Source organism: Haloechinothrix aidingensis (assembly GCF_013450155.1).
Lineage (GTDB): Bacteria > Actinomycetota > Actinomycetes > Mycobacteriales > Pseudonocardiaceae > Haloechinothrix > Haloechinothrix aidingensis.
Genome location: NZ_JACCKD010000005.1, coordinates 139628 through 164418 on the forward strand (window position 1 = coordinate 139628; position 24791 = coordinate 164418).

At 67.8% G+C, this 24791-nt stretch carries 22 protein-coding genes; 3 read left to right on the forward strand and 19 right to left on the reverse strand.

What is annotated here, in order from left to right; all coding sequences use genetic code 11:
* Positions 1-65 precede the first annotated feature (65 nt).
* A complete protein-coding gene (locus H0B56_RS14935) occupies positions 66-1100 on the forward strand; it encodes a phosphotransferase family protein (protein ID WP_180893670.1) in 1035 nt (344 codons plus the stop codon).
* 39 nt (positions 1101-1139) lie between these two features.
* The gene (locus tag H0B56_RS14940; protein WP_180893671.1) at positions 1140-2114 is read left to right on the forward strand and encodes a DUF7065 domain-containing protein; all 975 of its coding nucleotides are present in this window, start codon (positions 1140-1142) and stop codon (positions 2112-2114) included.
* 2 nt (positions 2115-2116) lie between these two features.
* On the opposite strand, the gene H0B56_RS14945 is transcribed toward H0B56_RS14940, so the two are convergent.
* The 18 genes from H0B56_RS14945 to H0B56_RS15030 all read right to left on the reverse strand — a co-directional run bounded on the left by H0B56_RS14945 (position 2117) and on the right by H0B56_RS15030 (position 22137).
* Positions 2117-2383, reverse strand: coding sequence for a cytochrome C oxidase subunit IV family protein (locus H0B56_RS14945; protein WP_180893672.1), 267 nt, complete (start codon positions 2381-2383; stop codon positions 2117-2119).
* Positions 2380-2979: a cytochrome c oxidase subunit 3 gene (locus H0B56_RS14950; RefSeq protein WP_180893673.1), complete on the reverse strand. Its 600-nt coding sequence runs from the start codon at positions 2977-2979 to the stop codon at positions 2380-2382. Before H0B56_RS14950 ends, H0B56_RS14945 begins: the two co-directional genes overlap by 4 nt.
* Complete coding sequence (locus tag H0B56_RS14955) at positions 2979-3704, reverse strand: hypothetical protein (RefSeq protein WP_180893674.1); 726 nt, start codon at positions 3702-3704, stop codon at positions 2979-2981. The genes H0B56_RS14950 and H0B56_RS14955 overlap by 1 nt, the downstream gene beginning before the upstream one ends.
* The gene (locus H0B56_RS14960) at positions 3701-5047 is read right to left on the reverse strand and encodes a protoporphyrinogen/coproporphyrinogen oxidase (protein ID WP_180893675.1); all 1347 of its coding nucleotides are present in this window, start codon (positions 5045-5047) and stop codon (positions 3701-3703) included. Before H0B56_RS14960 ends, H0B56_RS14955 begins: the two co-directional genes overlap by 4 nt.
* Before the next feature lie 193 nt (positions 5048-5240).
* Positions 5241-5456: a hypothetical protein gene (locus tag H0B56_RS14965; protein ID WP_180893676.1), complete on the reverse strand. Its 216-nt coding sequence runs from the start codon at positions 5454-5456 to the stop codon at positions 5241-5243.
* Positions 5457-5565: 109 nt separating this feature from the next.
* Positions 5566-6849 carry a peptidyl-prolyl cis-trans isomerase gene (locus H0B56_RS14970; protein WP_180893677.1) on the reverse strand — a complete coding sequence of 428 codons (1284 nt, stop codon included), beginning with the start codon at positions 6847-6849 and terminating at the stop codon, positions 5566-5568.
* Entirely contained in the window at positions 6846-9119 is a 2274-nt protein-coding gene (locus H0B56_RS14975) for an RND transporter family protein (RefSeq protein ID WP_180893678.1), read from the reverse strand. Before H0B56_RS14975 ends, H0B56_RS14970 begins: the two co-directional genes overlap by 4 nt.
* 150 nt (positions 9120-9269) lie before the next feature.
* On the reverse strand, positions 9270-10562 hold the full coding sequence (locus tag H0B56_RS14980) for an MlaD family protein (protein ID WP_180893679.1): 1293 nt from the start codon (positions 10560-10562) through the stop codon (positions 9270-9272).
* A 10-nt stretch (positions 10563-10572) separates the two neighbouring features.
* Positions 10573-11829: an MlaD family protein gene (locus H0B56_RS14985; RefSeq protein ID WP_180893680.1), complete on the reverse strand. Its 1257-nt coding sequence runs from the start codon at positions 11827-11829 to the stop codon at positions 10573-10575.
* Entirely contained in the window at positions 11826-13139 is a 1314-nt protein-coding gene (locus H0B56_RS14990) for an MlaD family protein (RefSeq protein ID WP_180893681.1), read from the reverse strand. Before H0B56_RS14990 ends, H0B56_RS14985 begins: the two co-directional genes overlap by 4 nt.
* Positions 13139-14434 carry an MlaD family protein gene (locus H0B56_RS14995; RefSeq protein ID WP_180893682.1) on the reverse strand — a complete coding sequence of 432 codons (1296 nt, stop codon included), beginning with the start codon at positions 14432-14434 and terminating at the stop codon, positions 13139-13141. The genes H0B56_RS14990 and H0B56_RS14995 overlap by 1 nt, the downstream gene beginning before the upstream one ends.
* Positions 14434-15858, reverse strand: a complete 1425-nt coding sequence (locus H0B56_RS15000; RefSeq protein ID WP_343063911.1) for an MlaD family protein — start codon at positions 15856-15858, stop codon at positions 14434-14436. Before H0B56_RS15000 ends, H0B56_RS14995 begins: the two co-directional genes overlap by 1 nt.
* Positions 15855-17087: an MlaD family protein gene (locus tag H0B56_RS15005; RefSeq protein ID WP_180893683.1), complete on the reverse strand. Its 1233-nt coding sequence runs from the start codon at positions 17085-17087 to the stop codon at positions 15855-15857. The genes H0B56_RS15000 and H0B56_RS15005 overlap by 4 nt, the downstream gene beginning before the upstream one ends.
* A gap of 3 nt (positions 17088-17090) precedes the next feature.
* Positions 17091-17948 carry an ABC transporter ATP-binding protein gene (locus H0B56_RS15010; RefSeq protein WP_180893684.1) on the reverse strand — a complete coding sequence of 286 codons (858 nt, stop codon included), beginning with the start codon at positions 17946-17948 and terminating at the stop codon, positions 17091-17093.
* A 29-nt stretch (positions 17949-17977) separates the two neighbouring features.
* Positions 17978-18859 (reverse strand): ABC transporter permease, encoded by an 882-nt coding sequence (locus tag H0B56_RS15015; RefSeq protein ID WP_180893685.1) that lies wholly within the window; start codon positions 18857-18859, stop codon positions 17978-17980.
* Positions 18860-18871: 12 nt separating this feature from the next.
* Positions 18872-19735: an MlaE family ABC transporter permease gene (locus H0B56_RS15020; protein WP_180893686.1), complete on the reverse strand. Its 864-nt coding sequence runs from the start codon at positions 19733-19735 to the stop codon at positions 18872-18874.
* Positions 19736-20290: 555 nt separating this feature from the next.
* Positions 20291-20665, reverse strand: coding sequence for a hypothetical protein (locus H0B56_RS15025; RefSeq protein WP_180893687.1), 375 nt, complete (start codon positions 20663-20665; stop codon positions 20291-20293).
* 20 nt (positions 20666-20685) lie between these two features.
* Positions 20686-22137 carry an aldehyde dehydrogenase family protein gene (locus H0B56_RS15030; protein WP_180893688.1) on the reverse strand — a complete coding sequence of 484 codons (1452 nt, stop codon included), beginning with the start codon at positions 22135-22137 and terminating at the stop codon, positions 20686-20688.
* Between the two features lie 304 nt (positions 22138-22441).
* On the opposite strand from H0B56_RS15030, the gene H0B56_RS15035 reads away from it, so the two are divergent.
* The gene (locus tag H0B56_RS15035; RefSeq protein ID WP_180893879.1) at positions 22442-23269 is read left to right on the forward strand and encodes an alpha/beta fold hydrolase; all 828 of its coding nucleotides are present in this window, start codon (positions 22442-22444) and stop codon (positions 23267-23269) included.
* A gap of 35 nt (positions 23270-23304) precedes the next feature.
* Here the strand turns inward: H0B56_RS15035 and H0B56_RS15040 are convergent, their stop codons facing one another.
* Positions 23305-24633 carry a M24 family metallopeptidase gene (locus H0B56_RS15040; RefSeq protein ID WP_246361214.1) on the reverse strand — a complete coding sequence of 443 codons (1329 nt, stop codon included), beginning with the start codon at positions 24631-24633 and terminating at the stop codon, positions 23305-23307.
* Positions 24634-24791 lie beyond the last annotated feature (158 nt).

Below are 24791 nucleotides of genomic sequence, written 5' to 3' on the forward strand. Positions count from 1 at the left end.
GAGCAGCGAACCCGGCCACGATCGGGTAGACAGCGAACGCCACGGAAGCTGCCCCTGGAGCACACATGACCGCGTACGCCGACGGCCACGAGCAGCTGGCCGCGTGGCTCGGTGCGCGCGTACCGGCACTGACGGCCCCGCTCGTGTCGTACCGGATCGGTTCCGGCCAGTCCAACCTCACCTTCCTGTTGCGGGATGCCGAGAGCCGGGAGTGGGTCCTCCGCCGCCCGCCGCGCAGCGACGAGGACGGCGGCGAGCACGGAGTGCTCCGCGAGGCGCGCATCCTGCACGCGCTCGCGACAACGGCGGTTCCGGTTCCGGCCGTGGTGGCGACCGGTGCCGGCGAGGCCGGAATCGACGGCCCGTTCGTCGTCACAGAACGGGCGCCCGGAGCCGCGCTCTCCGACGAGCGCGACGCAGCGCAGTTGCCGGCCTCCGAGCGGGCGGAGCTCGGGACCAACGTGATCGCGGCCCTCGCCGCGCTGCACGAGACCGATCCCGGCACTGTCGGGCTGTCGGAGCTGGCCCCGCACGACGGGTACATAGCTCGCCAGATCCGCCGCATGAGCCGCAACTGGCGGTACTGGGGGCAGCATTCCGATGCCGACGGCATGTGGCGGCGGTGCCTCGATCGTCTCGAGAACCGTGCTCCGCGCCCGCAGCGTGTGACCCTGGTCCACGGCGACTACCGGCTGGCGAACGTGCTCGTGGATCGCGCCCGCATCACGGCGGTGCTCGACTGGGAGTTGTGCACGCTCGGCGACCCCATCGCGGACCTGGCCTGGCTCCTCGACGACTGGCGGGCACCGGAAGACCCGGCGATCGCGGTGCCGAGCCCGACGCGAGCAGGTGGGTTCGCGCACCGCGCGGATATCGTCGCAGAGTATGCTGGCCGTACCGGCCTCGACGCGGATGCGCTCGACTACTACCGGGCATTCACCCACTGGAAGGCCGCCACGCTCCTGCAGGGTGTGCTGGTGCGGCGCCGGTCCGGCGAGCTCGGTGAGCACGGAGCGCCCGACCTGGTCGCGCTGGAGGACACGATCCGATACCTGCTGCACGAGGCCCTCGATCTCGCTCGCCAGTACCGCACGCCGTGAACGTGATGGCCGGCCGCCAGCACGAGTAAGGAGCTCACCATGACGCCGGACGACGATTACCTGCACACTCCGGGAGCCGATCCCGCATTCAGCGAGTCGATGTACTTCCACTTCTACGACCCGCGCGCTCGCCTCGGCGGGTTCCTGCGGATCGGTAACCGGCCGAACGAGGGCCACGGTGAGGTGACCGTCTGCCTCTACCTGCCCGACGGGCGCCTCGGCTTCGCCTACGAACAGCCCCGGGTTACGTCGAACGACCGCCTCGACGCAGCGGGGATGCGCGTCGAGGTGCGCGAGCCGATGCGACATCTCGAACTCGCCTTCGACGGGAACGTCACCGTCGTCGACGACCCGACCATGATGACCGATCCCCGTGCCGCACTTGGCGGGAGCCCGGTGCGCGACTGCTCGCTCGCACTGTCGGTGTACGCGATCGCGCCGGAGTCCGAGCACAGCTTCGACGCCGACGACGTCTCGTTCGTGCCGAACCACTACGAGCAGCCGATCGCCGTGGACGGGCGGATCCGGCTCGCGGGCGACGCGACAACCATCCACGGCCACGGACTACGCGACCACACGTGGGGACCGCGCAGCTGGCAGGCGCCCTGGTTCTACCGCTGGGTCCACGGCTGCACCGACGGGTTCGGCTTCATGGGTGCCTGGTTCGGCAGGCAGGACGGCTCGGCAATCCGTGGCGGGTTCGTCTGGGACGGTCGTGTCCAGCACCGCGTGACGGCGATCGATCTCGGTACCGTCCGGGACGACCGCGACGAGCAGGTCGAGGTCGATGTGGTGCTGCGTTCCGCCGCCCGCGAGTGGAAGCTGCACGGCCGGGCACGGGCCACAGTTCCGCTGCGGCACCGGCCGACCGACGACACGACCGGCAGGGTGAGCATGACGCGGATCGTGGAGAGCCTGATGACCTGGACGCTCCACGACGGCCGCGAGCTGTACGGCATGAGCGAGTATCTCGACCAGATCGTCGACGGCCGCCCCGTCGGCCTCGAGGTCTGAGGCTAGCGCAGCAGCAGCACGGCGCAGCCGAGGCACACCACGGCCAGCCACGCATCGAAGTACGACCGTACGCGCGCGGCGTGCCGCAGCTCCATGAAGTCGAGCACGACGAAGCGGGCCTTGGCGAACGCGAGAACCGTCGCGGTCGTAGCGGCGACCCGTGCGGTCAGCAGGCCGTGCGCGGCGCCGCCTGCCACCGCAAGCGAGATCACCGTGACGACCACGAGTCCGATATAGACGTTCCTCGGTCTGCTGCTCGGTTTGGTCATGCGTAGCTCCCGATGTAGAGGAGCGAGAAGATGATCAGCCAGAGCAGGTCGACCATGTGCCAGTAGCCTGCCACGCCTTCGGCCCAGCGAGGGCCGTACGGCGCCTTCCCGGGCGCCAGCGCACGCCGCCACGCCACGAGCAGGGTCGTCCCGATGGCGACGTGCATCAGGTGCACGCCCGTGATGACGAAGTAGTACATGAAGAATGGCGACGTCGTCAGCCCGTGCCCGGCTGCGATCTCCAGCGCGTACTCGACGAGCTTGAGCCCGGCGAACGTGCCGGCCCCCGCGAGCGTGCCGCCGAGGAACCGCCTGGCCCGGCCGAACGCACCCGACCGGTGAGCCTCGACCGCGCGCACCACGAGGAAGGAGGACGTCAGCAGCACGAGCGTGTTCACGAAACCGACCGGTACGGGCAGCGCGGCCGCGTCGGCGGTGAACTCGTGCCGTGCGGAGCCGAACTCCCAGAGATAGGCCCCGAAGAACAGCGCGAACACGGTCATGTCGGCGAGCAGGAACAGCCACATGCCGCGTTCTGCAGGGACGTGTTCCGCGGACCGCGCGATCGACCCGTGCCGGCCCAGGTGGTCGACCATCACGCGACCCCGGGGATCGGGTCACGGCCGGCGGCCCGGGCCACAATCACGTGCCGGATCGTCATGCCCATCGCGACGAGCCAGATCGCGTAACTGGTCAGTGCCAACCAGAAGATCAACAGGCCGTGCCAGGCGAACGGTCCGTCGTGGAAGGCGTAGGCGATCACGTCGAACGTGAAGGTGAACCCGACCCACAGGTTCAGGAAGCCCAGCCACCGCGGCAGTGGCGTCGTGCTGTTCGACAGGATTGCGGTCGCGATCGCCACGTTCTGGATCACGAACGGCCCCACGGGTGTGATGAACAGCAGCCACGCCGTGTCGTTCAGCAGTACCGTCAGTTCCGCCGGTCGCTCCGGGCGGAATCCGGCACTCGCCATGAGCAGCATCGGCACGAGGAGCAACACGGTCGTGACAGTCCCGCTCACCGCCTGGATCGACGTCAGCACCGGCGCGCCCGGCTCGCCGAGCCGCATGACGTACGTGATGGCGGCGATCACGGGGATGACCAGCGAAATCCCGATCGATGCCAGCGCGATCCCCATCGGTACGTGCGTCCCGGAGGAGTAGAAGTCCACGACCTCCCCGGTCGTGCTGCTCGCGCCCAGCGGCACGGGCAGCACACCGGCGATCAGCCAGCCGGTGAAGGCGACGACGACGGTCAGCGGGCCGCACCAGGCGCATGCGAGCAATGCCCGCCGCGAGGTACCCGTCAGTTCCCGTGTCATGACCTCGGTCCCCGGCGATCGTCCCGGTGCTGCGCGACCGCTGCGCGCGCGGTGGCGCGTCCCGCGGCGAGCAGATCGCGTGCGGCGCGCTCACCGGAGAGCAGCGCCGCCTCGATACCGGAGTGGCTCAGGTAGTCCCCTGCCAGCCGGATCCGGCTCGGCATCGCGTCCCGCGTAGCCCGCATGGCCTCGTAATGCCCGGGTGTGGGAGCGATGAGCGCTACGTCCATGCCGAACACCCGGTGGAAGTCCGGCACGGCGAACCCGAACGCGCGGTCGACCGCCGCGCGCGCCCGCGCCACGACCTGTTCCTCGTCGCTGTCGGGGGCCTGGGTGCGATCGAAGTACACGCTGACGGTCTGCCCGCCGGGCGGAACCGAGTACGGGGCACGACGGCTGTTGCGAAGCACCCCGTAGTTGTGGTGTTGCCCAGGGCCCGCTTGGACCACGAGGTCGTGACCGGCGTCGGGCCACGGGTCCGTGTGGTACCCGAGCAGGACGTGGTAGGCGGGAACGGGCTCGACGGCGTCGAGTGCCGCGCACACGCTGCTGTCCACCACGCCGTCGAGCAGCTCCCGGGCCTGCCGGACATCCGTGGCCACGATGACCCCCTGCACATCGAACGGCCCGCCGGGCGCGTGGACCGTCATGCCGTCCGGTGTGTACTCCAGCGCTCGTACCGGCGTGGCCGTGCGGACGTCGACACCGTCGAGGAGCCACGATGCGATCTGCCCCAGCCCGCCAGGCGGCACCCAGAGCTGCGTACGGTGCACCCGGCCCAGCAACGCGATCGTGAACGCCGCGGAGATCGTCTCGGGGTCGGCCCCGGTCAGCGGCCCCATGAGCGGGCGGACGACGTATTCGTACACGCGGTCGCCGAACCGGGCGCGTGCCCATTCCGCCAGCGTTCGCCCGTCGTCCACCGCGGCCAGCTCGTCGGTGTCGAACGGCGCCGGGCCGCGCCGCATCGCCAGCGTGCCGATCGCCCGCACCGCTCGCCGGCGGTCGCGCCAGGTGAGCTGCGGGAGCCGGAGGAACGTCCACGGCCGGTCGAACCGGACCGGGTGGCGCTCGCCGTCGCCGTCCAGCACGGCGGCCCGCGCCTCCCATCGCCGCAACTCGTGCTCGTGCCCGGCTTCCCGGAGGTACCGGAAGGTCGCATCGTAGGAGCCCATGAGGAAGATGGCTCCGGAGTCGGCGGCACCGTACTCCAGGCCGACCGTGCGCGTACGTCCCCCGACGGCCTCCGAAGCCTCCAGCACGAGCGCGTCCACCCCGTGACTGCGCAACGTTCGCGCCGCCGCGGCGCCGGCGACACCGGCGCCGATGACAGCCACCGTCATCGACGACCTCCTCTGCGCGACCGGGCGGACCTGCGCACCCACCCCGCGGCGTGCTCGCTCCAGGTAGCGACCGTGTGCAGCGGGGCGCGCCGGCAGTGGGCCCACAAGGCATGCGTTTAATATTTATTCAATTTTATACATATCCCGACCCGAAGGCAACCAGGAGGTTCGTCGGTGCTCGCCGGCTGCGAGCTCACCCGCCCGCGAGCCACGCGTGGAACCCCACGGCGAGGAGTACCCCTGCCACCACCCAGCAGGCGACACTTCCGCGACGCATCACGCGAGCGCGACGCCGGCGCTCGTTTTCCGGGAGCGACAGTGGTACGAGCCGGTTGGCGTTACGCATGCCCCACCGGCCGAGCAGGAGCAAGCCACCCGCAAGCAGTCCGAAAGCGACGAGCGTGCTCATACCCCTCCTCCGGCAACGTGTCATGCCCCCGGATCCCGCGTCCTGTCCTGCTCCCGCGCGTCCGCGTCCGCGAGCAGGACCGAGAACCGGAAGCCATCCACACCGAACGTCAGTTTCCTGGCTGCTGCGTCGGTTCCGCGTTCGATATGGACGGAGACGTCGGGGGCATCGTTGGTAACGCTTCGGGTTCCTCGGGTCGGTACTCGTCCGCGTAGACGATGTCCGCCTCGGCGATGCGCTCGCCGAGCCAGGATCGCCACTTCTCCAGGGCCGACTCGGTTCGTAGCTGCTGGGCCAGCTGATCCTTGATCTCGTCGAACTCGGCGGGCTCCGGGCTATGGATCTCGTCGACACGGCCGACGTTCCACCCGTGTTGGTTCTTGACGGGCCCGAACAGCTCACCTTGCTCGGCCTCGAACGCTACCTGAGCGTACGACTCCTCGAGCTGCCGTTCGCTGACCGTGCCGAGGTCGCCCCCGTCGTCCCGCGTACTGCCGTCCAGGCTGACCTCACGCGCGACCTCCGCGAACGGCGTTCCGGAGCGCACCTGCTCCAGCACACGTTCAGCCTCGTCCTCCGTCCCGACGACGATGTTGCTGATCGCGCGACGCTCAGGAGTGCCGAGCTCCTCCTTACGCTCGTCGAATGCCTTCTCGACTTCCTGATCGGTCACCTTCCCGACATCGCCTGCCACGGCGTCGGACAGTTCCGCTATCAACAACCGGCGTTTGAGCTCGTCGAGCACGACCTCCTCCGAGGTGCCCTGCTCACTCAGTGACTGGATGAACTGGTTGTACGCCTCGGGACCCTCCCCGAGACGGTCCGAGACGAACCTGGTCAGCGTGTCCCGAGCCTGCTTGTCAGCCACACTGATCTCCCGCTGCTGCGCCGCACGCTGCAGGACCAGGCTCACGGCGTACGACTTGGCGACGTCCTTGTCGAACTGCTGCCGTTCCTCCCCGTCACTCGGCGCACTGATCCCGTACAGGGAACGCAGCATGTCGGTGTGCTCGTCGAGTTCCTCTTCGGTAACGAGGTTCTCCCCGTACCGGAAGGCCACATCGTCCGGCAACCACGCGGGGACGAACGACAGCACACCTTCACCCGCGTAGGTTCCGAACACAGCACGGCCGGAATGCAGCCAGAAGTAGCCGCCGGTCGCGAGGAGCGCCACGACGAGTGCGGCGGCGACAGCCGCACGGCCGCCCCGTGCCCGCGGCCACCGCACGGACTTCCCTGCACGAGCGACGAACCGGATGGCGCGGTGGATCATTCCGCGATGCTGCCGGTCGCCACCCGCTGCTTCGCTCTCGACCGCAGCCTCCGTCCGATCCGAGTCCTCCCTGGCGGCATTCTCGGGCTCGTCGTACGAGGTTTCCGGTTCATCGCTCATGGAACAGCTCCCACACTCTCCGAGGCGTTGGTCTGTGTCGCGGTCGTAGCGGGACCGGCGCGCTCGCCCGGACCGGTGCCGGTCGCCCACACGACGCAGTGCGCCGAGATCAGCGACAGGAGCACGGACCCCGTCAGCAGGAGCCCGAACTCGCGAACGGCGGCCAAATCGGACATGGTGAGTACCACGTAGCCCAATGCGGACGTCGCGCTCGCAAGCAGGACCGACCGCCGCAGTGACGGGCTGCGTCGCCGGGTGGCTTCGGAAAGCATCACGGTGAACTCGCAGGCCACAGCGGCGGTCAACGAGCCGAAAGCAACCGTCAACGGGCTCAGCGGCACGCCGAGCAACCACAGGGCGAACAGGCCCGCGCCGGTCGCCGTACCGGCGGCGAGCACCGCACGGGCGGCGTCCGCCCGCCGGCGCAGAACGATGAGCAGCACGATACCGGCGGCCGCGATACCGGCGACGTTGCTCAACACGCGATTCTCCGACAGGAGCTCGTGTGCGCGCACCGCGGCCACCGGCAGTCCGGTGATCGCCATCTCGTACCCGTCGGGAACGTCCGGCAGCGACTCACGCAGGTCATCGCGAAGAGCATGCAAGGTATCGAGGTCGTCGAGCTGCACGCCGTAGCTCAGCAGCGCGACCTCGCTGTCACTGCGGAACACGGCGTCCGTCAGGTACGCAGGCAGCAGGCGCACGGCCGCCGCCACTTGTCCCGCCGTCGGGTCCGGGCCGAGGAAGCGCAGCAGGCTCGACGGCGTCGTCACCGTGCGCAACTCATCACCCTGATTCGCCACGGCGGTGTTGTGTGCCTGCTGTGCCCAGCCGAACGCCTCCGGCGCCAGCACGTCATCGCCCCGCAGCATGATGTCGAGCTCGCCGGATGATCCCACTACCGATTCGACGTGCTCGGCGTCGGCCATTTCCGGCAACCCCGCCGTGAACTGCCGGAAGCTCCCGTCCAGCCCCAGGTTCGGCAAGGCGAGCCAGCCCGAGGCGCCCACGAGCACGATCCCTGCCACCGCAACGAGACGGACGAAGGGCCGGGGCACTCGGCCGCCCGAAGCTCCCGTTGCCGCAGGCGGAGTCTCCCCGGCGGTGGCCGCCACCGGCGCCGCACCAGCACGGTGCGAACGCCGGAACAGCAGCGTCCCGATACCGGCTGCCATGAGCACACCGATGGCGAGAGCGAGACCGAGATCGCGCACGAACGGTAGCGGTGAGAGAACCAGTGTCGCGAAGCTCGCCGACGTCGCCAGGACGACCGCGGTCACGACGCGAGGCGCCGCTCGCTTCGCGAGGTATGTCGGGTAGTAACTGCCCAGTCCGAGCAGGACCGAGAGGAACGCAACCACCCCGAGGGAGATCGGTCGCCCGATCCACCCGAACACGGCCAACGTAGCTGCCACGGCCAGCAGCGCGCTCGCCAGCGGAAGTAGCCGGTAGCGCAGGCGCGCCCACGGGATCGCGATGAAGCAGGCTCCGATAGCCACGACCGCGATCCCACCCAGCAGCGGAACCTCGCTTCGTACCTGGGCTCCCAAGCCTGCCGAGACGGCAGGTACACCTGAGACCGTCACATCACGAGCGTCCAGGTCCGCGTCCGATACCGTGGAGCGAACGTCGCTGACCAGCTCGCCGGTAGCCTCCTCGCTCAGCCCGTGGCGTGGCCGCACGTGAATCGCGACCGCGTCGTCGCGAGGCACGACGAACCTCCACTGGGGACGTGGTGCGCCGTCGGCGTCGAACACGACTTGCTGGACGAAGTCGCTGTTGTGCAATGTCGGCAGGCCCGCAGGAAGCCCCTGTACGAGAAGGTCGCCGTAACGCTGGTCGAACTCGCGTACGGCCTTCTCGCCTGCTCGCTCGGCCGCAGCATCCGAGGCGCCATCTCGCTTCGCCTCGTCGACCGCCTGGGTACGTATGCCGTCCCGGCGTCCGCTGAGCTCGGCGAGCAGATCTTGGGTGTGTCCCGCGATCTGGTTCAACATCGTGCCCGGCCCGTATACGGTCGCTACGTTGGCGAGTTCGGAGAGCTCACCTTCCATACCGAGCAGCGGCAGTAGGTGGTTGTTCTCGAACTGCTGGCGGGGCATGTTCGACTCGACCAGCACCACGACAGGATCGCCACCGAAGGACTGGTTGACCGTTTCCAGGTCCTCCATGACCGGGTCATCGACGGGGAGGAACGAGGCGAGCTTGGTCTCCATCTCCACTTGTGCCAGCCCGGACACGACGAGGGTCCCGAGCCCGAGCGTGGTCACTGTGAGCCCCAGCGCCCGTTTCGTGGGTCGCCGTACGCCGCGCCTGATGACCGCGCAGCTGCGGCGAACCCGAGCGGATCCGCCGCGAAGCGCGGCGCCGAGACGGGGCTTCAGCGGCCGGGGCCGCCGGAAGGCCGGCAGCAACCTCACTCAGTTCCCCTCCTCCACGCGTGGGTAGCTTCCCTCGAAGGGAGCCGGGCGTTCCGCCTGGCCCGGGCCCGGGTAGGGGTTGACGCGCGGGCTGAGGTCGTTGGTCCCGCCGGGTATACCCGCCACGCTCTGCTCGTTCGGGACCACCGTGAACGGGACGTGGTGGCCTCCGAGCCGGGTCGCGTCCGCCGCGTCGGCGGTCGTGGCGAACCATGCCGCCAGGTCCTGCCCGTAGGGACGCAGGTACGCCAACATGGGGTTCACGTCGGCCAGTGCGGTACTCGCGTGCGGCAAGAGGCTGCGCACGTCCTCGCCGACCGGCGGTATGCGCTCCAGCGTCTCCGGCGCACGCTTCAGGACGCTGTCCAGGTGCGGCAGCAAGCCACGCAGATCGGCCGAGGTTTCCGGCAGTTGTCGCAAAGCGGCCGTGAGATCCGGAGCCGCCGCATCGAGATTGGCCGCGACCGGACCGAGGTCCTCGCCGAGGCGTTCCAGATCATCGCTGGCGCCGCGCGCGGTATCCAGCAGCCCCGGGAGCTTGCGCATGACGTCTTCGAGATGCTCGTTACCATTCGCGGTCACTTCGGTCAGCTTCTCGGCGTCGCCGACCAGTTGCGCGATCTGCCCTTGCCGGGTGTCGAGCGCGCTCAGCAACGTCGCCGCATTGCCGCTGAGTTCACGGAGTTCTGTGGATTGGTCCGCGAGCGCGTCCAACACCGTCTCTCCCTGCCGTCCCATGTGTCCCAGGCCACGGAGCGTCGCGGAGATCTGCTCAGCCGTACCGTCGGTGGCCATGCCCAGCGAACGCAGGGTTCCCGCAAGCGCTTCGCGTGTCGGCTGGTCAAGGCTGACCAGGACGTCGTTGAGGTCGACCGCTGGTTCGGCCGAACCTTCGGGTAAGGCCGAGCCGGCCGGGATCGCTTCGCCGTCACCGTCGTCGATCTGCAGGAACGTCTCCTGCAACAGCGTCTTGTACCGGACGGTCACCGCGGCACCCTCGTGCAGCGGAGCGTACTCGTCGTCCAGCTCCACAGTGACCCGAGCGTGATCCTGTTCCGTCTCGATCTCGACGACCGAACCGATCTCGACACCATCGGCCATCACATCCGACGCGTGGACGAGATTGTCCACTGTGGGGACGTCGAGAGATACGCGGTACCCTTCCTCGCTCACCAACGGGATCCGGCCACCCGCTCCCGTCCACAGGAAGACGAACACACCGGCGCACAGCGCCACGAACGCCAGCACGACGGCGAGTCGAAGGTATCCGAGTATCGATGTCGGGATCCGCATGATCGGCTCCTCAGTTCCCCTGGGACGGCAGGTCGTCGAGCAGTGGGATCGTGTCCGGCGCGCCCACCAGGTGGGCGCGGATCACCGGCGCGTTTCCGTCTCGCAGGCTGGTCACCGACGCCGTGTTGTAGGTGAACGCTCGCAGGTCCTCGAGGTAGGGCACGAGCGCCGCGGTGACCGGATCCAGTTGCGCGCTGATATCCGTGAGGTCACCGAGCGCGGCGCGCGTATCACTGAGAACGGGGCGCAGGTCGGCTGCGACCGGCTTCAGCCGTTCGACCACCGGGTTCGCCTTGTCGATAACGGTATCCGCCTCCTCCACGGTCGATCTCAGCTGCGCAAGGGCACCTGGCAGGTCGTCGGACGCCTCGCGGACATTGTCCAGAGTGGGATCCAACTGGCCGGACAGCTCCTGCACCGCATCGGTCGCCCGTCGGAGCTGCGAGGTGAACTCGGGGAGCTGTTGAATGGACTCGTCGAGTGGGTGGCTCCGGTCGCTCAGGACGCTCAGGCTCTCCTCCAGGTCCGCTGCCAACCGGGTGAGCCTCTCGTTGTCCTCGCCGACGGATCGCGAGATCGTCGCGAGCGCGCTCACCAGCTCGGCCAGCGTGTCCTGGCGTTCGTGCAGCTCTTCCACGACCGGGCGCAGGTCCCGCATGACCCTGTCGGTGCCCGCGACGCCGCCTGCCAGCTCCTCGCTGGCGTGAGTCAGCGCGACATCGGCTTCGTTGATCACCGCCGCCAGCGCGTCCCTGGTGTTCTCGTCCAGGTGTTCGGTCACACGGTCGACCGTCACCGGCGTCTCCGTGTTGCCCACGGGAAGCCGCTGGCCGGCCTCGATGGGTTCGCCGGGGGGACCGCCGGGATCGATGGTGACGTACATCTCGTTCAACGGGCTCTTCGGCCTGAGAACGAGGCTGGCGTTGTCGTAGATCCGGTGCTGGGGGTCGACACCCAAGCTGAGAACCGCCTTGCCGTCCTCGCTCACCTCGGATTTCTCGATCGTGCCGACCGTCACGCCTGCGATCCGCACCCCCTGACCCTGGCCGGCAGCGACACCGTGCGCTTCGTCGAAGACCGCTTCGAACTGGAAACGGTCGGTCCATGGCCAGGTGGTCAAGCCCGAGCCCTGATTGTTGACGATCACGACCCCAGAGGTGACGCCGAGCACGATCAGGCACAGGAGGACCAGCGCGTTCCTGCCGAACCGCGGTTCGGTCCGTACCCGTTGCCAGGTCTTGCGCAGTCGCCCGGTCGCCGTATTCATCGAGCACCTTCCTCACCGATGCCGGCCAGCCGGCCGAAAAGCTGTTCCAGGTTCACCGGCAGACCCCGAACCGAACCCGGCCCCACCGTCGCGGCCATGCGGAACTGATGACCGTCGGCGTCGAGTGTGCTGATCGACCCGGCCAGCCCGCTCAATGCGTACGCCAGTGCCTTGTAGAACGGGAAATCCGCACCGCCGCCTTCGTACTTCCCCTCGCCGTGCCACGGCGAGCGAACCGTATCCAGCACGGGTCCGCGAACCCGGTCGAGTACCGGCCCTCGAACGTCATCGAGCAACGTCGTTGCCCCGTCCACGGTCGGCGCGAGATCCTCCGCCATCGGTTCCACGTCCTTCAACGTCTCGTTGAGATTCGAGACCAGTGGACGTGCCTGGACCAGCACCGGATCGAGCTGCTCGAGTGCGGCATCCAGCTCCTGCGCGATCGGCCGAGCAGGGCCTGCGGTAGCCTTCACCTTCTCCAACGTCGTATCCAGCCGGGTGAGGCCCGATTCCGCGGAGTCGAGCGTGGCAGGCAGGGCGTCGAGCGTTTGCCGCACATCCCCGGAACGGCGCCCCAGAACGTCGCTCGTCTCCGCGAGTCCCTCTAATATGGACTCGAGTTGATGATCGGGTGTATTCAGGGCCGCCGCAGTATCCTCCAAACCGCTCACAATGGAGGTCAGATCCGTTTCCGGACGCCTACCTTGTGCCGCGCTCAACACATCCGCGGCCGGATCGAGAGTGTCCGGAGCGCTGTCCAGCAGGTCCTGAAGCGCGGTTCTGCCTTCGTCGTCCAACGCACCCTCGAGGTGCGTGACAGTATCCTGAAGGGCTCCAAGGGTGTCCGGTTGCAGCTCCCGCGTGATCTTGTCCAGCTCGACGGGCACGGACGTACGCTTCTCCGGGATATCGCCGTCGAAATCTCCGGGATCCCCACCCGGTATCAACTCGACGTAGTAGTAGCCACCGAGGATCGTCACCGGCCGTACGCGTGCAGACGGACGCGACCGCAGCTTGTCGTAGTCGTCACTGTCCACCTTGAGTGTGGCGACGGCACCACCCTCGCCGTCGCGCCGGACATCGGTCACGTCACCGATAGTCACACCGGCCATCCTGACGTCTGTACGGTGAGCGCGAATTCCGTACTTGTCCGCGAAATGGACGGTTACCTTGTCACCGGATCTCAACGTCTCGGAGATCGGCTCCTTGAACATGACCAGTGTCCCGACGATCGCCAGGACAAGGATGAACACCACTCCGAGCACGAAGGGTGATGCGGCCGACCGTTTCAGGTGTACGAACTTCGGCATCACGACCCGTCCCCCTTCGGTTCGATGAGACCGCTCTTGCGATCGTTTCCGGCCTCGCCCGGGCCCGGGTACGGGTTGCGCGCCACGGTCGGATCTGATCCGGGCAGCATGCCGGTGGCCGCTGACTCGCCACTCGGTACGTAGACCAGGCTGAGCCAGTGGCCCGACTCGTCCGAGTTGTCGAGCGTCCGTTTGAGATGCGTGAAGAAGTCGGCGATCTCCGACGAGTACGGCGCGAGCACCGCGAGCGGGTCCGTCGCCTCGCCGAGGGCCCGGGTGACCTGCGGTGCTACCGGGCGTGCATCCGCCATTACCTCGGTCAGCTCGTCGACAGCAGGCACCGCCTCGTCCGAGACGGCCGGTAGCCTGTCCAATGGCTGCGGGGCCTCACGCAGCACGCCCCGCAGATCCGGTAGCGCTTGCCCGAGCGCCTCGCCGCCCGGACGCAACTCGGTCATCGCCGACTCCGTGTGCGCCAACGGCTCGTCCAGCGCTCCAAGCGCGTGCCGGACGTCGCGCAACGTCTGCGGCGCCTGCGCGATGGATCGCCGCAACGGCTCTCCCCCGTCGACCGCGACCGCCCGCAGGGTAGTACCCAGCTGTCCTGCCAGGTCCGCGATCTGATCCTGCCTCCCCTCGAACCTGCCTGCCAGCGTGTCGAGATCGCTCAGCAGCCGGGTCACGTCAGCGCCGTCGTCGACGGCCAAGGAGCGCGAGACGGTGGCGAGGTCGGGTAGCGCTTCCGGTAGTCCCTCGATCGCATCGCTGATGTTTCGCTCGTGCCCGGAGAAGCCGGTACCCGTTTCCCGGAGGAACGAACCGAGGGACTCCCGAGTGGGTTCGTCCAGGACTTCGAGGAGCTCCGTGACGTCCCGGGCCCCACCGGTCTCCGTCGCGGCTAGCACCTGGCCGGGCTGGATCTTCCCGGCGTCCGGGGTGCCGGGGTTGAGTTCGACGTACTTGGCACCCAGCGCCGAGCGAGCGCCGACCGACGCCGTTCGTGCCTCGGCATTGCGGTAGACCGTGTCGATCTCCGTGAGCTCGAGCTCGGCGATCGCCCGGCCGTCTTCGTACGAGACCTCGCTGACCCTGCCCACGCGCACGCCGCCGACCCGGACATCGTCGTCCTCGCGGAGCGTTCCGACATCGTTGAAGGCGGTCTTGACCGTCATCTCGGTCGTCCCCGGCAGGCCGCCCGTAGCGTTCACGCTGAACACGACAGCTGCGGCGAAGACCGTGATGACGGCCGTTCCCACCACAAGGGAACGCCGCCACTGCTTCTCACGCCGCGTCATCACTGCCCACCTCCGATCAAGAGCTCCAACGCGCCGGCTTCCTGCTCCCGGCTCAAGCCGGTCGCGCCGCCTCCCTCGTCGTCCTGCGGAGCCAGGAGTCCGTGTGACTGGGAGGGCTCCTGAGTATCCGGCATACCGGACAGCAGATCGTCCACGTTCTGCTGCTCGTCGTCCTGGTCGCCGGATTCCTGCTCGCCTGCCGTGCCGGTCAGCTGCGGTAGCAGCATCTCGGCCATCTGCGGACTGACCACGAGCTGGCCGCGGAAGTAGTGCGAGATCCCGTCATGGCCGTTCGTGGCCAGCGCCCAGTACCGGATGAAGTCGAGAACATCACCGATGCTTCCCGCGAGCGAGTCCACGATCGGCTGTGCGTCCGACGCCACGGACCGCAGGTCGGGCGAGGCCTGGCGCAGTTGGGCCGTCACCGGTCGGGCCTCGGACAGCAGCTCCTCCCCACGGTCGAGGACCGGTTTTGTGCTGGCGAGCGCGGGAGTCGCGGAGTTCGCGAACGACTCCACCTCGGCGCTGAGCTCTTCGAGGTCGTCGGTCGTGGGCCGCAGCGCTTCGAGTGTCGGAGTGGTCTGTTCCGCGGTACCGGCGAGCCTGCCCAGCACGTTTCGCGCTTCGGCGAGCGTGCCCGGCAGCTGCGTCAGTGTATCCCTGAGGTGGCGCTGCTCCTCAGCGGTCACGGCGGTCAGCTGCGAGGTGGCCTCGACGAGCGCATCGAGCGTGCCGCCCTGCTCATCCGCGAGCGCGCCTGCGACGGGCTCGACACGATCGACGACGTCGCCGAGGAGCTCGTTCTGCTCCTTCAGGATGTTCACCAGCCTCCCGGTGTCTTCCATCGCCGGGGCCAGCGCCTCGATAGTGGCGTCGAGGTTCTCTCCCTGGCCGTCCATGCCACGACCGAGGGCGGTGATCAGCGCGGCGAGCGCCTGGCCCGTCGGTTGGTCGATCGTGTTGAGCACCTGGTCCAGCTGCGCGGCCTGATCGTTCTGGCTTACCGGGAGGATGTCGCCGTCGTTCAACGTCCGGGACGAAGGGGAGCCCCTGTCCAGATCGACGTAGTACTCACCGAGCAGGCTGGATGCGCGAACCGTAGCTGTGGCGTCTTCGTAAACCGGTAGGGCGTCGTTGGTCAGGTGCAGCGTTACGCGCGCCAGCTTCGTCGACTTCTCGCCGCCGGCAACCCCCATCTCGACGATCTCACCCACCGGGACCCCGTCGACCTTCACGTCGAGGCCGGCCATGAGCGGGCTCGCGTCACGGAACTCGGCACCGACCAGTATCCCGTCACGCTCGCCGGTGTCGACCGTCGCCCAGCCGGCACTGCCGAGGACGACCACGAGCGCGAGAGCGACGATGCGAGTCACCGAGGCGCGGCCGCGCAGCATCGGCATGGTCGAGCGAGCTGGACGTCTCACCGGACACCACTCCCTTGCGCGTCGCGCCACGGTTGCCCCACCAGCGCTCCGGGTGCGGGCTGGCGATTCGACTCGAAACCCGGTGGCACGACTCCGGGGTTCACCCCGGGCGTCATCGCGCCACCCAGCACGTTGAACCGGGCGTAGTGCCCGGTACCGGTATAGTTACCGGCCGCCGAGTTCCAGTTCGTGAATACCCCTGCCGCCTCCGGCGTGTAGGGGCGCAGGAAGTCCAGCGGTTCGAGCAGGCCCTCGACAACGGCCTCCGTGCCCGGAAGCACGTCACGTGCCGAGTCGAGCATCGCGGGCGTACCCGCCAGTGCCTCGTCGGCCGATCGCAGCGTCGGCCGTAGTCGGTCCATAACCGGCCGCAGCTCCGTCAGCACCGGCTCCAGGTTCCGCGCCACCGACGGCAGCCGGTCGGTCGCCGGTTCGAGCTCCTCGAGCAACGGGGATGCCTCGTCGACGACACCGGGCACCTTCCCGAGCGTGTCGTCCGCACGCTCGACTGTCTCGGGGAGCTTCTCCAGGGATTGCCCCAGCTTCTGCCGCTCCTCCGCGACGTCCGCGGAGAGCTGAGAGAGGTTCTGTACGATCGCCCGAACCTTGCCGTCGTCAGCGGCGAGCGTGCCGGTCATATCGTTCAGCTGGGAGACGATCTGCGAGATCGCCTCGCCGTCTGCTCCGATACCCTTCAACACCTCGCCGAGTGCCTGGAGAGCGGGGCCCGCCGACTCCAGCGTCGCCTGAAGGTCTTGCTCGTGCCCGCCCACCGTGGTGTTCAGACTACTGATCAGCGAGTTCAGGCGTTCCCGAGTCGGCTCATCGAGCGCCGCCAGGACCTGGTCGACCTCCATCGGTTCGGGCATCTTCCCCTTGAGCATCCCGCCTGCCGGTATCGTGGCATTCTCTTGTGGACCGTCGTGCACCTCGACGAAGCGCTCTCCCACAAGGGACTTCCATTTCACCGTGACCTTCGCCCCGTCGTGCAACGGCGCGTGGCTGCCATCGATCTCGAGCGTCAGCCGGGCGTGCCCGTCCTGCGCACGGACATCGGCCAACGAACCCGACCGGAACCCGTCGATCAACACCGGGCTACCGCTGTTGAGGTTGGTGGCCGTCGGCAGAACGACGTCGACGGTGTAGTCCTCGTCGTTGGCCAGCGACACGCCGCCGACCGCCGCAGCCACCAGCGCAGCGACCCCCACAAGTACCGCGATCCGTCTCATAGCTCAGTCCATCCCCAGAGGGCCTGCCGATGCTCCGGAAAGGAACTGTCGAACGAACGGATCCTCGCTGCCGAACGCACTGCTGGCATCACCGTAGTGGACCACGTTTCCCTTCCACAGAACGCCGACGTAGTCACTGACCTTCTTCGCGCTCTGGATGTCGTGTGTGACGACGAGATAGGTACCGCCGTGCTCGCGGTGAATGTCGAGTATCAGGTCGCACAGCAGGCTGGTACGGACGGGGTCCAGTCCCGAGTCGGGCTCGTCGAACAACACGATCTGGGGCTTCATCACGAGGGCCCTGGCGAAACCGGCTCGCTTGCGCATGCCCCCGGACAGCTCCCCCGGGTACTTGTCGATCGCCTCTTCGAGGCCGACTTCCTTGATGTGGGACATGACCGTGTGCTCGATCTCGTCCTCAGCCCTGTCGGTGTGCTTCCGCAACGGGAATGCCACGTTGTCGTAGATGTTCATGGACCCGAAGAGAGCACCGTCCTGGAACAGCACGCCGAACTTCTTCCGGATCTCGTAACGCTCGCTCTCGCTGATTCCCCAGATGTTGCGCCCGAAGACGAGTACCTCGCCTTCATCCGGCTCGAGCAGCCCGACGAGGTGTTTGATCAGCACGCTCTTGCCCGTACCCGACGGCCCGAGAATGGTCGTGATCGCCTCGTCGGCGAAGTCCAGACTCAATCCCTTCATGACGGCCGAGTCGCCGAACGCCTTGTGCAAGTTCCGAACCTGCATGCTGTTACCGTCGGCGTCGCCGTGCGAACCGTTGTCCGTCCGGTCCCTGCGACCACCGTCCGGTGCGGTCCCCGTGACGGGCCGCTCGCCACGGGCAAAGATCTTCTCCAGCATGAAATGGCTCCCTCAGGGTTCCCGCGACTCTAATTTGCTATGGGAGCGTTCGGGTCGACGCCCCATAGGAACTGCGTCATCAGTAATCCGACAACGTGGATCAACAGCAGGTTGAGTATCATCGACTTCGCCGTGTTCTTGCCCACTCCTACCGGCCCACCCGTAGCCGTGTACCCGTAGTAGCACGAGACAAATATGACCACAGTGGCCATAGCCATGACCTTGACCAGGGAGAACGTCAGGTCGACCGGATTCTGGAAGAGCCAGAAAACGAACTCGTACGTACCTTCCGACACGCCGCTGAGCATGTAGACGTTGACCAGGTAGGCGCCCGCATACGCAACACCCACGCCGACGAGGAACAGGAACGGGACCGCGATCCAGGCGGCGAGTATGCGCGTACCCACGAGGTAGCTTCTGGACTTTACTCCCATGACCTCCATGGCGTCGATCTCTTCCGCGATCCGCATGGAACCGATCTCGGCGACGAACCCGCATCCCACTTTCGCGGCGAAGATGTAGCCGAACATGTACGGCACCATCTCGCGCAACAGGCACCACGCGCTGAACGCGCCGGAGTACAGGGGAGCCCCGAGCTGGTCGAAGAAGTACTTGCCCTCCAAACCACACTGGTATCCCATGACGAACTGCATCATCCAGATGATGAGTCCGCTGGAGAGTATGAGAATGGCTGCCTGACTGAGGATCTCTCCACTGTGATGCCGGAGGTCCGGCAGGGAGCGAAGCACCTGCCCGGAGAACCGGATGATCTCTCCGCCTGTGGTCAGGGCGGCACGCACGTGGCGCCCCACCCCGGACGGGGTGACATCCACGTACGCGGCATTCCGGTGCGCCCCGTCCCGTTCGGGTTGCCGGTCGTCACCGTCTCCGTGCCGCACTGCGCGCGTCATAGTCGCCGATCCTCACTTGAATACCATCATGTCGGGGTTCAGGCCGAGAAGTATGGTCGTGAACACCGCGTTGAAAATCCAGATGGCCGCGAACGCGATCACTACGGCCTGGTTCACCGCCCTACCGACGCCGATCGGCCCGCCTCCGGCCGCGTAGCCCTTGTAACAACACACGACGCCGATGATGAGCCCGAACAGCGACGTCTTCACGACGCTGGCCCATACGTCCGTCGTCGTCGCGTTGGCGAAGAACTGCGAGTAGAAGCCTGCCGCGCTCGCTCCACGGATCGTCACGGCGCCGATGAAGATGCCGACGACACCGAATACGAGGGATACCAGGTTGAACAACCCGGTCACGATCGTCATGGCGACGACTCGTGGTACCACCAGCATCCTGATCGGATCGACGCCCAGTACCTCCATCGCGTCGATCTCGTCCCGGACACGCCGCGCACCGAGGTCCGCGGTAATGGCGGTGCCCATCACGCCGGCGATCACCATGGCATTGATCCACGGCGCGAACTCCCGGATGCTCCCCAGGACCGCCAGACCGCCGAGACGCTCCGGTACGCCGAGGAGGGTGGTCAGGTGTCCCGCCTGGATGCCGGCCGCACCGAGCCCGAACACCGTCGTCGAGACGATCAACGGGAACCAGCACAGCTTGAGTGTCAGGAAGATCTGGTCACGCACCTCGCCCCAGTAGCCGATGGGATGACGAACGGCCGACCAAAGGGTCCGTCCACCGAACATCACCATCGCGCCCGCCTCAGCGACCGGGACCGCGGCCGAACGCATCAACCGTCCCGACCGCCTGCGCGCGGGTGCCGAGGGTTGCTCTTCGCCTTGTTGCTCCGCGGTATCAGCGGGCGAAGTCATAGAACCCTCCCACGGTGTTCCGTACCGTCTGTCCTCTGATGCCTGGTCGTGTGATGCCTGGTCGTGCCCGTACGGCGCCGTACAGGGCACAGGAGAGGCGTCCGGCGCGCGTGAGGCCGTACTCGGAAGGCGCCCCACCTACCTCGGCGCGTGCGGTACGAGATGCCTCCTACCCGGTCCACTCCACCGCCTCTCACCGGTGGCCATGTCTCAGTGTGTGCTTAATTTAACCTATTATAAGTTACCACGCAACATCCACGGCACACGGGGTGCCGGCTCGGCAGTGCTGCGACTCAACAGGAAGCCGAACCAGCTGCCCGCAGCGTTCTCCGCCTGCATTGCCGATGTCTCGGCATCGCCGAAACCGGACGGCCGGGCCACGCTCCGCCACGCGACGCACCGTTACCCACCGAACGTCACCGGTAGCCGGAAGGCACTACCTGTACCCGCGCGCCGATTCGCTCGGTACCTCGCGAGACACCGATCGTCGCACAAACTGCAATATGTTTATAATATAACATAAATTTTTATATCTCACCGGGCCTGCGATCCCTGCTACCGCGGCGCCCTCCTGAACCACGCTACGTGCACGTACCCGGCACCGGCGCCGACGAGCACGGCGGTGGACGCGGTAGTGGCGATCTGCACCAGGTCAACACTTCTCGTGACGAACACGACCAGCGGGAGAACGAGCAGGTATGCCGTCAGCGCCGCCGTCGCTCCCTGGACGGCGGGGACGCGGTGCGACCCGCCGCGCGCTGCCGCCACGACGAAGGCCACGACGGCCACGAGAGGAAGCCAGACCATTCCGGCGGCGGGCACGATGCCAACCACTACGGGCGCGGCGAGACCGCCGATGACCAGGACCGTGAAGCCACTCGATGCTCCGCGGAGCACGGCGGGCGGGTCGACCGACGCCAACCATCGCATGGCGCTGCTTCCTTCCCGGGCTACAAGAAGCGCCGCAGTACGGCGAGCTTCAACCTGCTGTACGGCGGGTACATGATCGACGGATCGGGGCGGGCGGGTTTGGTGAGGACAGCTTTACGATGGCTGAGCCGTTCGAACCCCCACTTGCCGTGGTACGCGCCGATGCCGCTGTCGCCGACGCCACCGAACGGGAGGTGCGGTTCCAGGCAGTGCATGGCGACATGGTTGACAACCACACCTCCGCTGCTGACACGGTCCAGAACGCGGTCGCGCTCGCCGGTCGAGTCACTGAACAAGTAGCAGGCCAGCGGCTTCGGCCGCTCGTTGACGAAGGAGACCGCGTCGTCGAGCGAGTCGGTACCGAGCACAGGCAGGATGGGCCCGAAGATCTCGCTGCTCATCACGCCCGAGTCCGGGTCAGGATCCACGACGACCGTCGGCTCGATGCCCAGCGCGGACCTGTCGGTCCGTCCGCCGAGCACGATCTCCCCGTCCGTACCCTCGAGCATCGTCGCGAGCCTGTCGAACTGCCGCTCGTTGACGATGCGCAACGTACCTCCGCCGGCACTCGACGCGAACTCACGCATCGCGTCGGTCAACGCACCGACGAAACGGTCCCGTATCGCGCCGTCCACCAGTACGTAGTCAGGCGCGATGCACGTCTGCCCGGAGTTCATCAGCTTCATCCAGGCGACGCGCCGCGCGGCGACGTCGACATCCGCGTGCCGCGTCACGATGACCGGGCTCTTCCCACCCAGCTCCAGCGTGACGGGCGTCAGGTGCGGGGCAGCCGCGGACATGATCCGCCTGCCGATCTCCGTGCCACCTGTGAAGAACGCGTGGTCGAAGCCGCAGGCGAGAAGCCGTTGGGTCACGTCGGCATCCCCCTCGGTCACAACCACGGCATCGCTGTCGAGATACCGCGGCAGCATCCGCGCCAGGAACCCGGAACACGCGGGCGCGTACTCGGAGGGCTTGACGACCGCACAGTTGCCAGCGGCGAGGGCGGCGACCAGCGGGCCGAGGGAGAGGTAGATCGGGTAGTTCCACGGTCCGATGATCAGTACGAGCCCGAGCGGTTCGTACTGGTACCAGGCCCGTCCCGGTAGCGAGTGCATCGAGACCCGGGTACGGTGCCGCTTGCTCCACTTGCGTACGCGTTTCCGCGCGAACCTCGCCTCGGCCTTTGTCGAGGCGATATCGCCGAGCCAGGCCTCACCGTACGGCCTTCCCAGGTCCTCCCACAGTGCCTGGGCGATCTCACGTTCCGTGTCTTCGAGGAGGCGCTCCAACGCCCGCAGCTGGCGTACGCGCCATTCGACATCGCGCGTACGGCCCGACTCGAACGTCGCCCGCTGCGCCTGAACGGCTTCCTCGATGTCCGCCGGTCGCACTGCCGCACCGCTGGTTACGCCAGCACCGCCACCGGCGGCCTCGTCCGTGACCGGTGCGGTCGAGGTTTCTGAGCTCACCGCTTACTCCCTTGCGTCCGGGGCATCTCATGGCCGTTGCGCGCACCACGAGCACTCGCGTACACAGTCTAGCGCATTTTATAGTTCGCGTTAAATTATAGGGCGGTCTCGCCGGCGCCGCAGTTCCCGTCGCGGTATCACGGGACACTCCCGGACCCGGTGTGCACCTACACGCTGCCCAGCGAGACAGCCTGCGACACGGCCATGGGCATGGCGATCGCCGGCACCGCGACTCGGTGGCCGAATTGCGACCGGGTAGCCGTGCGGCCGGAATGCCTCTACCCTCGTGGAGGTTATGCCGAGCATGAACAACTGGACGTTGACACAGGGCTACGAGACCCGCGACGGCATCGTGCGGTGGGACCGCTTCGGTGCCGGACCGCCCGTCGTGCTCCTGCACGGCACACCGTTCTCGTCCTATGTGTGGCGTGACGTCGCCGCCGCGTTGGCAGCGGATCACGAAGTCTACGTCTGGGACATGCTCGGCTACGGGGCTTCGGACAAGCATGCCGGTCAGGATGTCTCGCTCGGCGCGCAAGCCCTGATCTTCGCGGAGTTGCTCAGCCACTGGGGGCTGCAGCGACCCGCTGTCGTCGCCCACGACTTCGGTGGTGCCGTCGCCCTGCGCGCCCACCTGCTGCACGAGGCGAACTACGAGCGGCTCGCGCTCGTCGACGCCGTCGCGCACGCGCCGTGGGGCACCGGCCTGTTCCGGCTCGTGCGGGAGAACCCGGACGTGTTCCCGCAGTTGCCCGCCGAGGTGCACGAGGGGGCGCTGCGCGCCTATGTCGGCACCGCGAGCCACCGTGGCCTGGCGGACGGGACGCTGTCGGCGTACCTGGCGCCGTGGCTCGGCGACGAAGGGCAGGCCGCGTTCTACCGCCAGATGGCCCAAGGAGACGAGAGCTACACCAACGACATCCAGGACAGCTACGGCGGTCTGGACCTGCCGGTCCTCGTGTGCTGGGGAACCTGCGACACGTGGCTACCGCCCGAGAAAGGGGACCAGCTCGCCGCGGCGATCCCGGATGCCCGGATCTGCTGGCTGCGCGGGGCAGGCCACCTCGTGCAGGAGGACGCCCCGACGCAGCTGCTCAGCGCGCTCAAGGAGTTTCTCGCGAACGAGCGGTGACGCCTACCGGTACCTCGGCACCACCGCGCGCCGGGTCACAGCACGGTCAGCTGTGCCGCGCCGTGGGTCAACACCCGCGCACCCGTCTCGGTCACGAGGAATGTCTGGCTCAACCCGACGCCGCACCTGCCCAGGTACCGGAACGAGGCCGGGATGTGGAACACCATCCCCGCTTCCAGCGGCTCGGGGTTGTCCCTGGTGATGTAGAAGGGGGCGCCGTCCATCCAGTGTGGCTTGTGGGCCAGCCCGACGGGGTAGCCGAACAGGTGGTGGAAGACGACGCCGTCCGGTAGCGGCCCGAGCGCGGCAGCGGCGGCGTTCGCGACGTCCGCGCAGGACACCCCGGCCCGTGCCGTGTCGAGCACCGCGGCCACCGCGGTCTCGGCCAGCTCCGCGAGCACCCGCTCGTCCGGGCCCGGTGGACCGTGCGCCAGCGTACGCATCACGGGAGCGTGGTAGCGGTGATGCGCCCCGGAGAACTCCAGGAACGTCGTGCCGGGGCCGAGCCGCCGATGCGACCAGCTGGAATGCGGGATGCCTCCGCGCACGCCGGTGGCCACGACCGGTCCCCACGCCGATGCGGAGTTCGCGCCGTCGAACAGGGCGGCCGAGATCGCGCCCGCGACGGACGAGTCGGTCGCCTCCGGCTCGCGCGCCGCCGCTACGGCCGCGTCGACACCCGCGCGGGTGCGTTCCGCCGCCTCCGCGACACACCGGACCTCGGCCTCGGACAGCCGTAACCGCACCGTCTCCACCAGGTGCTCACCACGGACCACCGTGACACGGCTGCCCCGCAGGTACTCGACAGCGTGCGGCGGTGTGGACGCGTGACCGACCTCGATACCCACCCGAGCCCCCGCGGGCAGCACACCGGCCGCGTGCTCGAGGAAGGTCTCCAGGCCGCGTAGCGCGTCCGCGTAGCCGCAGTAGCCGATATTGTCCACTCGGGCGCTGGCCAGCGCGCGCCCCAGCTCGAGGTCCGGCACGTACAGGTAGGTCGCCGACTCGGTCACCAGCAACGGCTGCGGTGCCGTCTCGGCCGTGTGGTACCCGCAGAGGTACTCGACGCTTGACGGCCGGAACGCGAGCATCGCGTCCATGCCCCCGCGCGCCATCCGGTCGCGCACGCTGGTCAACCGCTGCTCGTACTCGGCGTCGTCGAACGCGCGGTCGGACTCGTCCCGCACAGCCGCGATCGCGTCCGCGGTGAGCCAGGACCTGCGCGGCACGCTGTCCAGCCCCGTGACGTTCGGCGCGTACGCGGGGAAGGTAGCCCGCTGCTGGTCGTCTCCCGTGGCTCCGCCCTCCTTCGCCGGACCGGCCGACGGCGCCCGGACCGCCACCGAGTATCCATCATCAGGCAACAGCGTCAGCATGCCAGGAACGCAGCCACGACGGCGGGCGAACACGCGGGCGCTCCCCTCGCGCGGCTCCGGTCCCGGCGCGGCAGCAGCACCGGGCGCGCACGGACATTCCTTACCCCGGCGAGTCACTCGGCCGCGAGAGTTGTGTCTGGCTGACA

Excerpts from the sequence above, each read along its gene's own strand:
- H0B56_RS14935 (WP_180893670.1), top strand. The coding sequence starts at position 66 with ATGACCGCGTACGCCGACGGCCACGAGCAGCTGGCCGCGTGGCTCGGT.
- H0B56_RS14940 (WP_180893671.1), top strand. The coding sequence starts at position 1,140 with ATGACGCCGGACGACGATTACCTGCACACTCCGGGAGCCGATCCCGCA.
- H0B56_RS14945 (WP_180893672.1), bottom strand. The coding sequence starts at position 2,383 with ATGACCAAACCGAGCAGCAGACCGAGGAACGTCTATATCGGACTCGTG.
- H0B56_RS14950 (WP_180893673.1), bottom strand. The coding sequence starts at position 2,979 with ATGGTCGACCACCTGGGCCGGCACGGGTCGATCGCGCGGTCCGCGGAA.
- H0B56_RS14955 (WP_180893674.1), bottom strand. The coding sequence starts at position 3,704 with ATGACACGGGAACTGACGGGTACCTCGCGGCGGGCATTGCTCGCATGC.
- H0B56_RS14960 (WP_180893675.1), bottom strand. The coding sequence starts at position 5,047 with ATGACGGTGGCTGTCATCGGCGCCGGTGTCGCCGGCGCCGCGGCGGCG.
- H0B56_RS14965 (WP_180893676.1), bottom strand. The coding sequence starts at position 5,456 with ATGAGCACGCTCGTCGCTTTCGGACTGCTTGCGGGTGGCTTGCTCCTG.
- H0B56_RS14970 (WP_180893677.1), bottom strand. The coding sequence starts at position 6,849 with ATGAGCGATGAACCGGAAACCTCGTACGACGAGCCCGAGAATGCCGCC.
- H0B56_RS14980 (WP_180893679.1), bottom strand. The coding sequence starts at position 10,562 with ATGCGGATCCCGACATCGATACTCGGATACCTTCGACTCGCCGTCGTG.
- H0B56_RS14985 (WP_180893680.1), bottom strand. The coding sequence starts at position 11,829 with ATGAATACGGCGACCGGGCGACTGCGCAAGACCTGGCAACGGGTACGG.
- H0B56_RS14990 (WP_180893681.1), bottom strand. The coding sequence starts at position 13,139 with ATGCCGAAGTTCGTACACCTGAAACGGTCGGCCGCATCACCCTTCGTG.
- H0B56_RS14995 (WP_180893682.1), bottom strand. The coding sequence starts at position 14,434 with ATGACGCGGCGTGAGAAGCAGTGGCGGCGTTCCCTTGTGGTGGGAACG.
- H0B56_RS15005 (WP_180893683.1), bottom strand. The coding sequence starts at position 17,087 with ATGAGACGGATCGCGGTACTTGTGGGGGTCGCTGCGCTGGTGGCTGCG.
- H0B56_RS15010 (WP_180893684.1), bottom strand. The coding sequence starts at position 17,948 with ATGCTGGAGAAGATCTTTGCCCGTGGCGAGCGGCCCGTCACGGGGACC.
- H0B56_RS15015 (WP_180893685.1), bottom strand. The coding sequence starts at position 18,859 with ATGACGCGCGCAGTGCGGCACGGAGACGGTGACGACCGGCAACCCGAA.
- H0B56_RS15020 (WP_180893686.1), bottom strand. The coding sequence starts at position 19,735 with ATGACTTCGCCCGCTGATACCGCGGAGCAACAAGGCGAAGAGCAACCC.
- H0B56_RS15025 (WP_180893687.1), bottom strand. The coding sequence starts at position 20,665 with ATGCGATGGTTGGCGTCGGTCGACCCGCCCGCCGTGCTCCGCGGAGCA.
- H0B56_RS15035 (WP_180893879.1), top strand. The coding sequence starts at position 22,442 with ATGAACAACTGGACGTTGACACAGGGCTACGAGACCCGCGACGGCATC.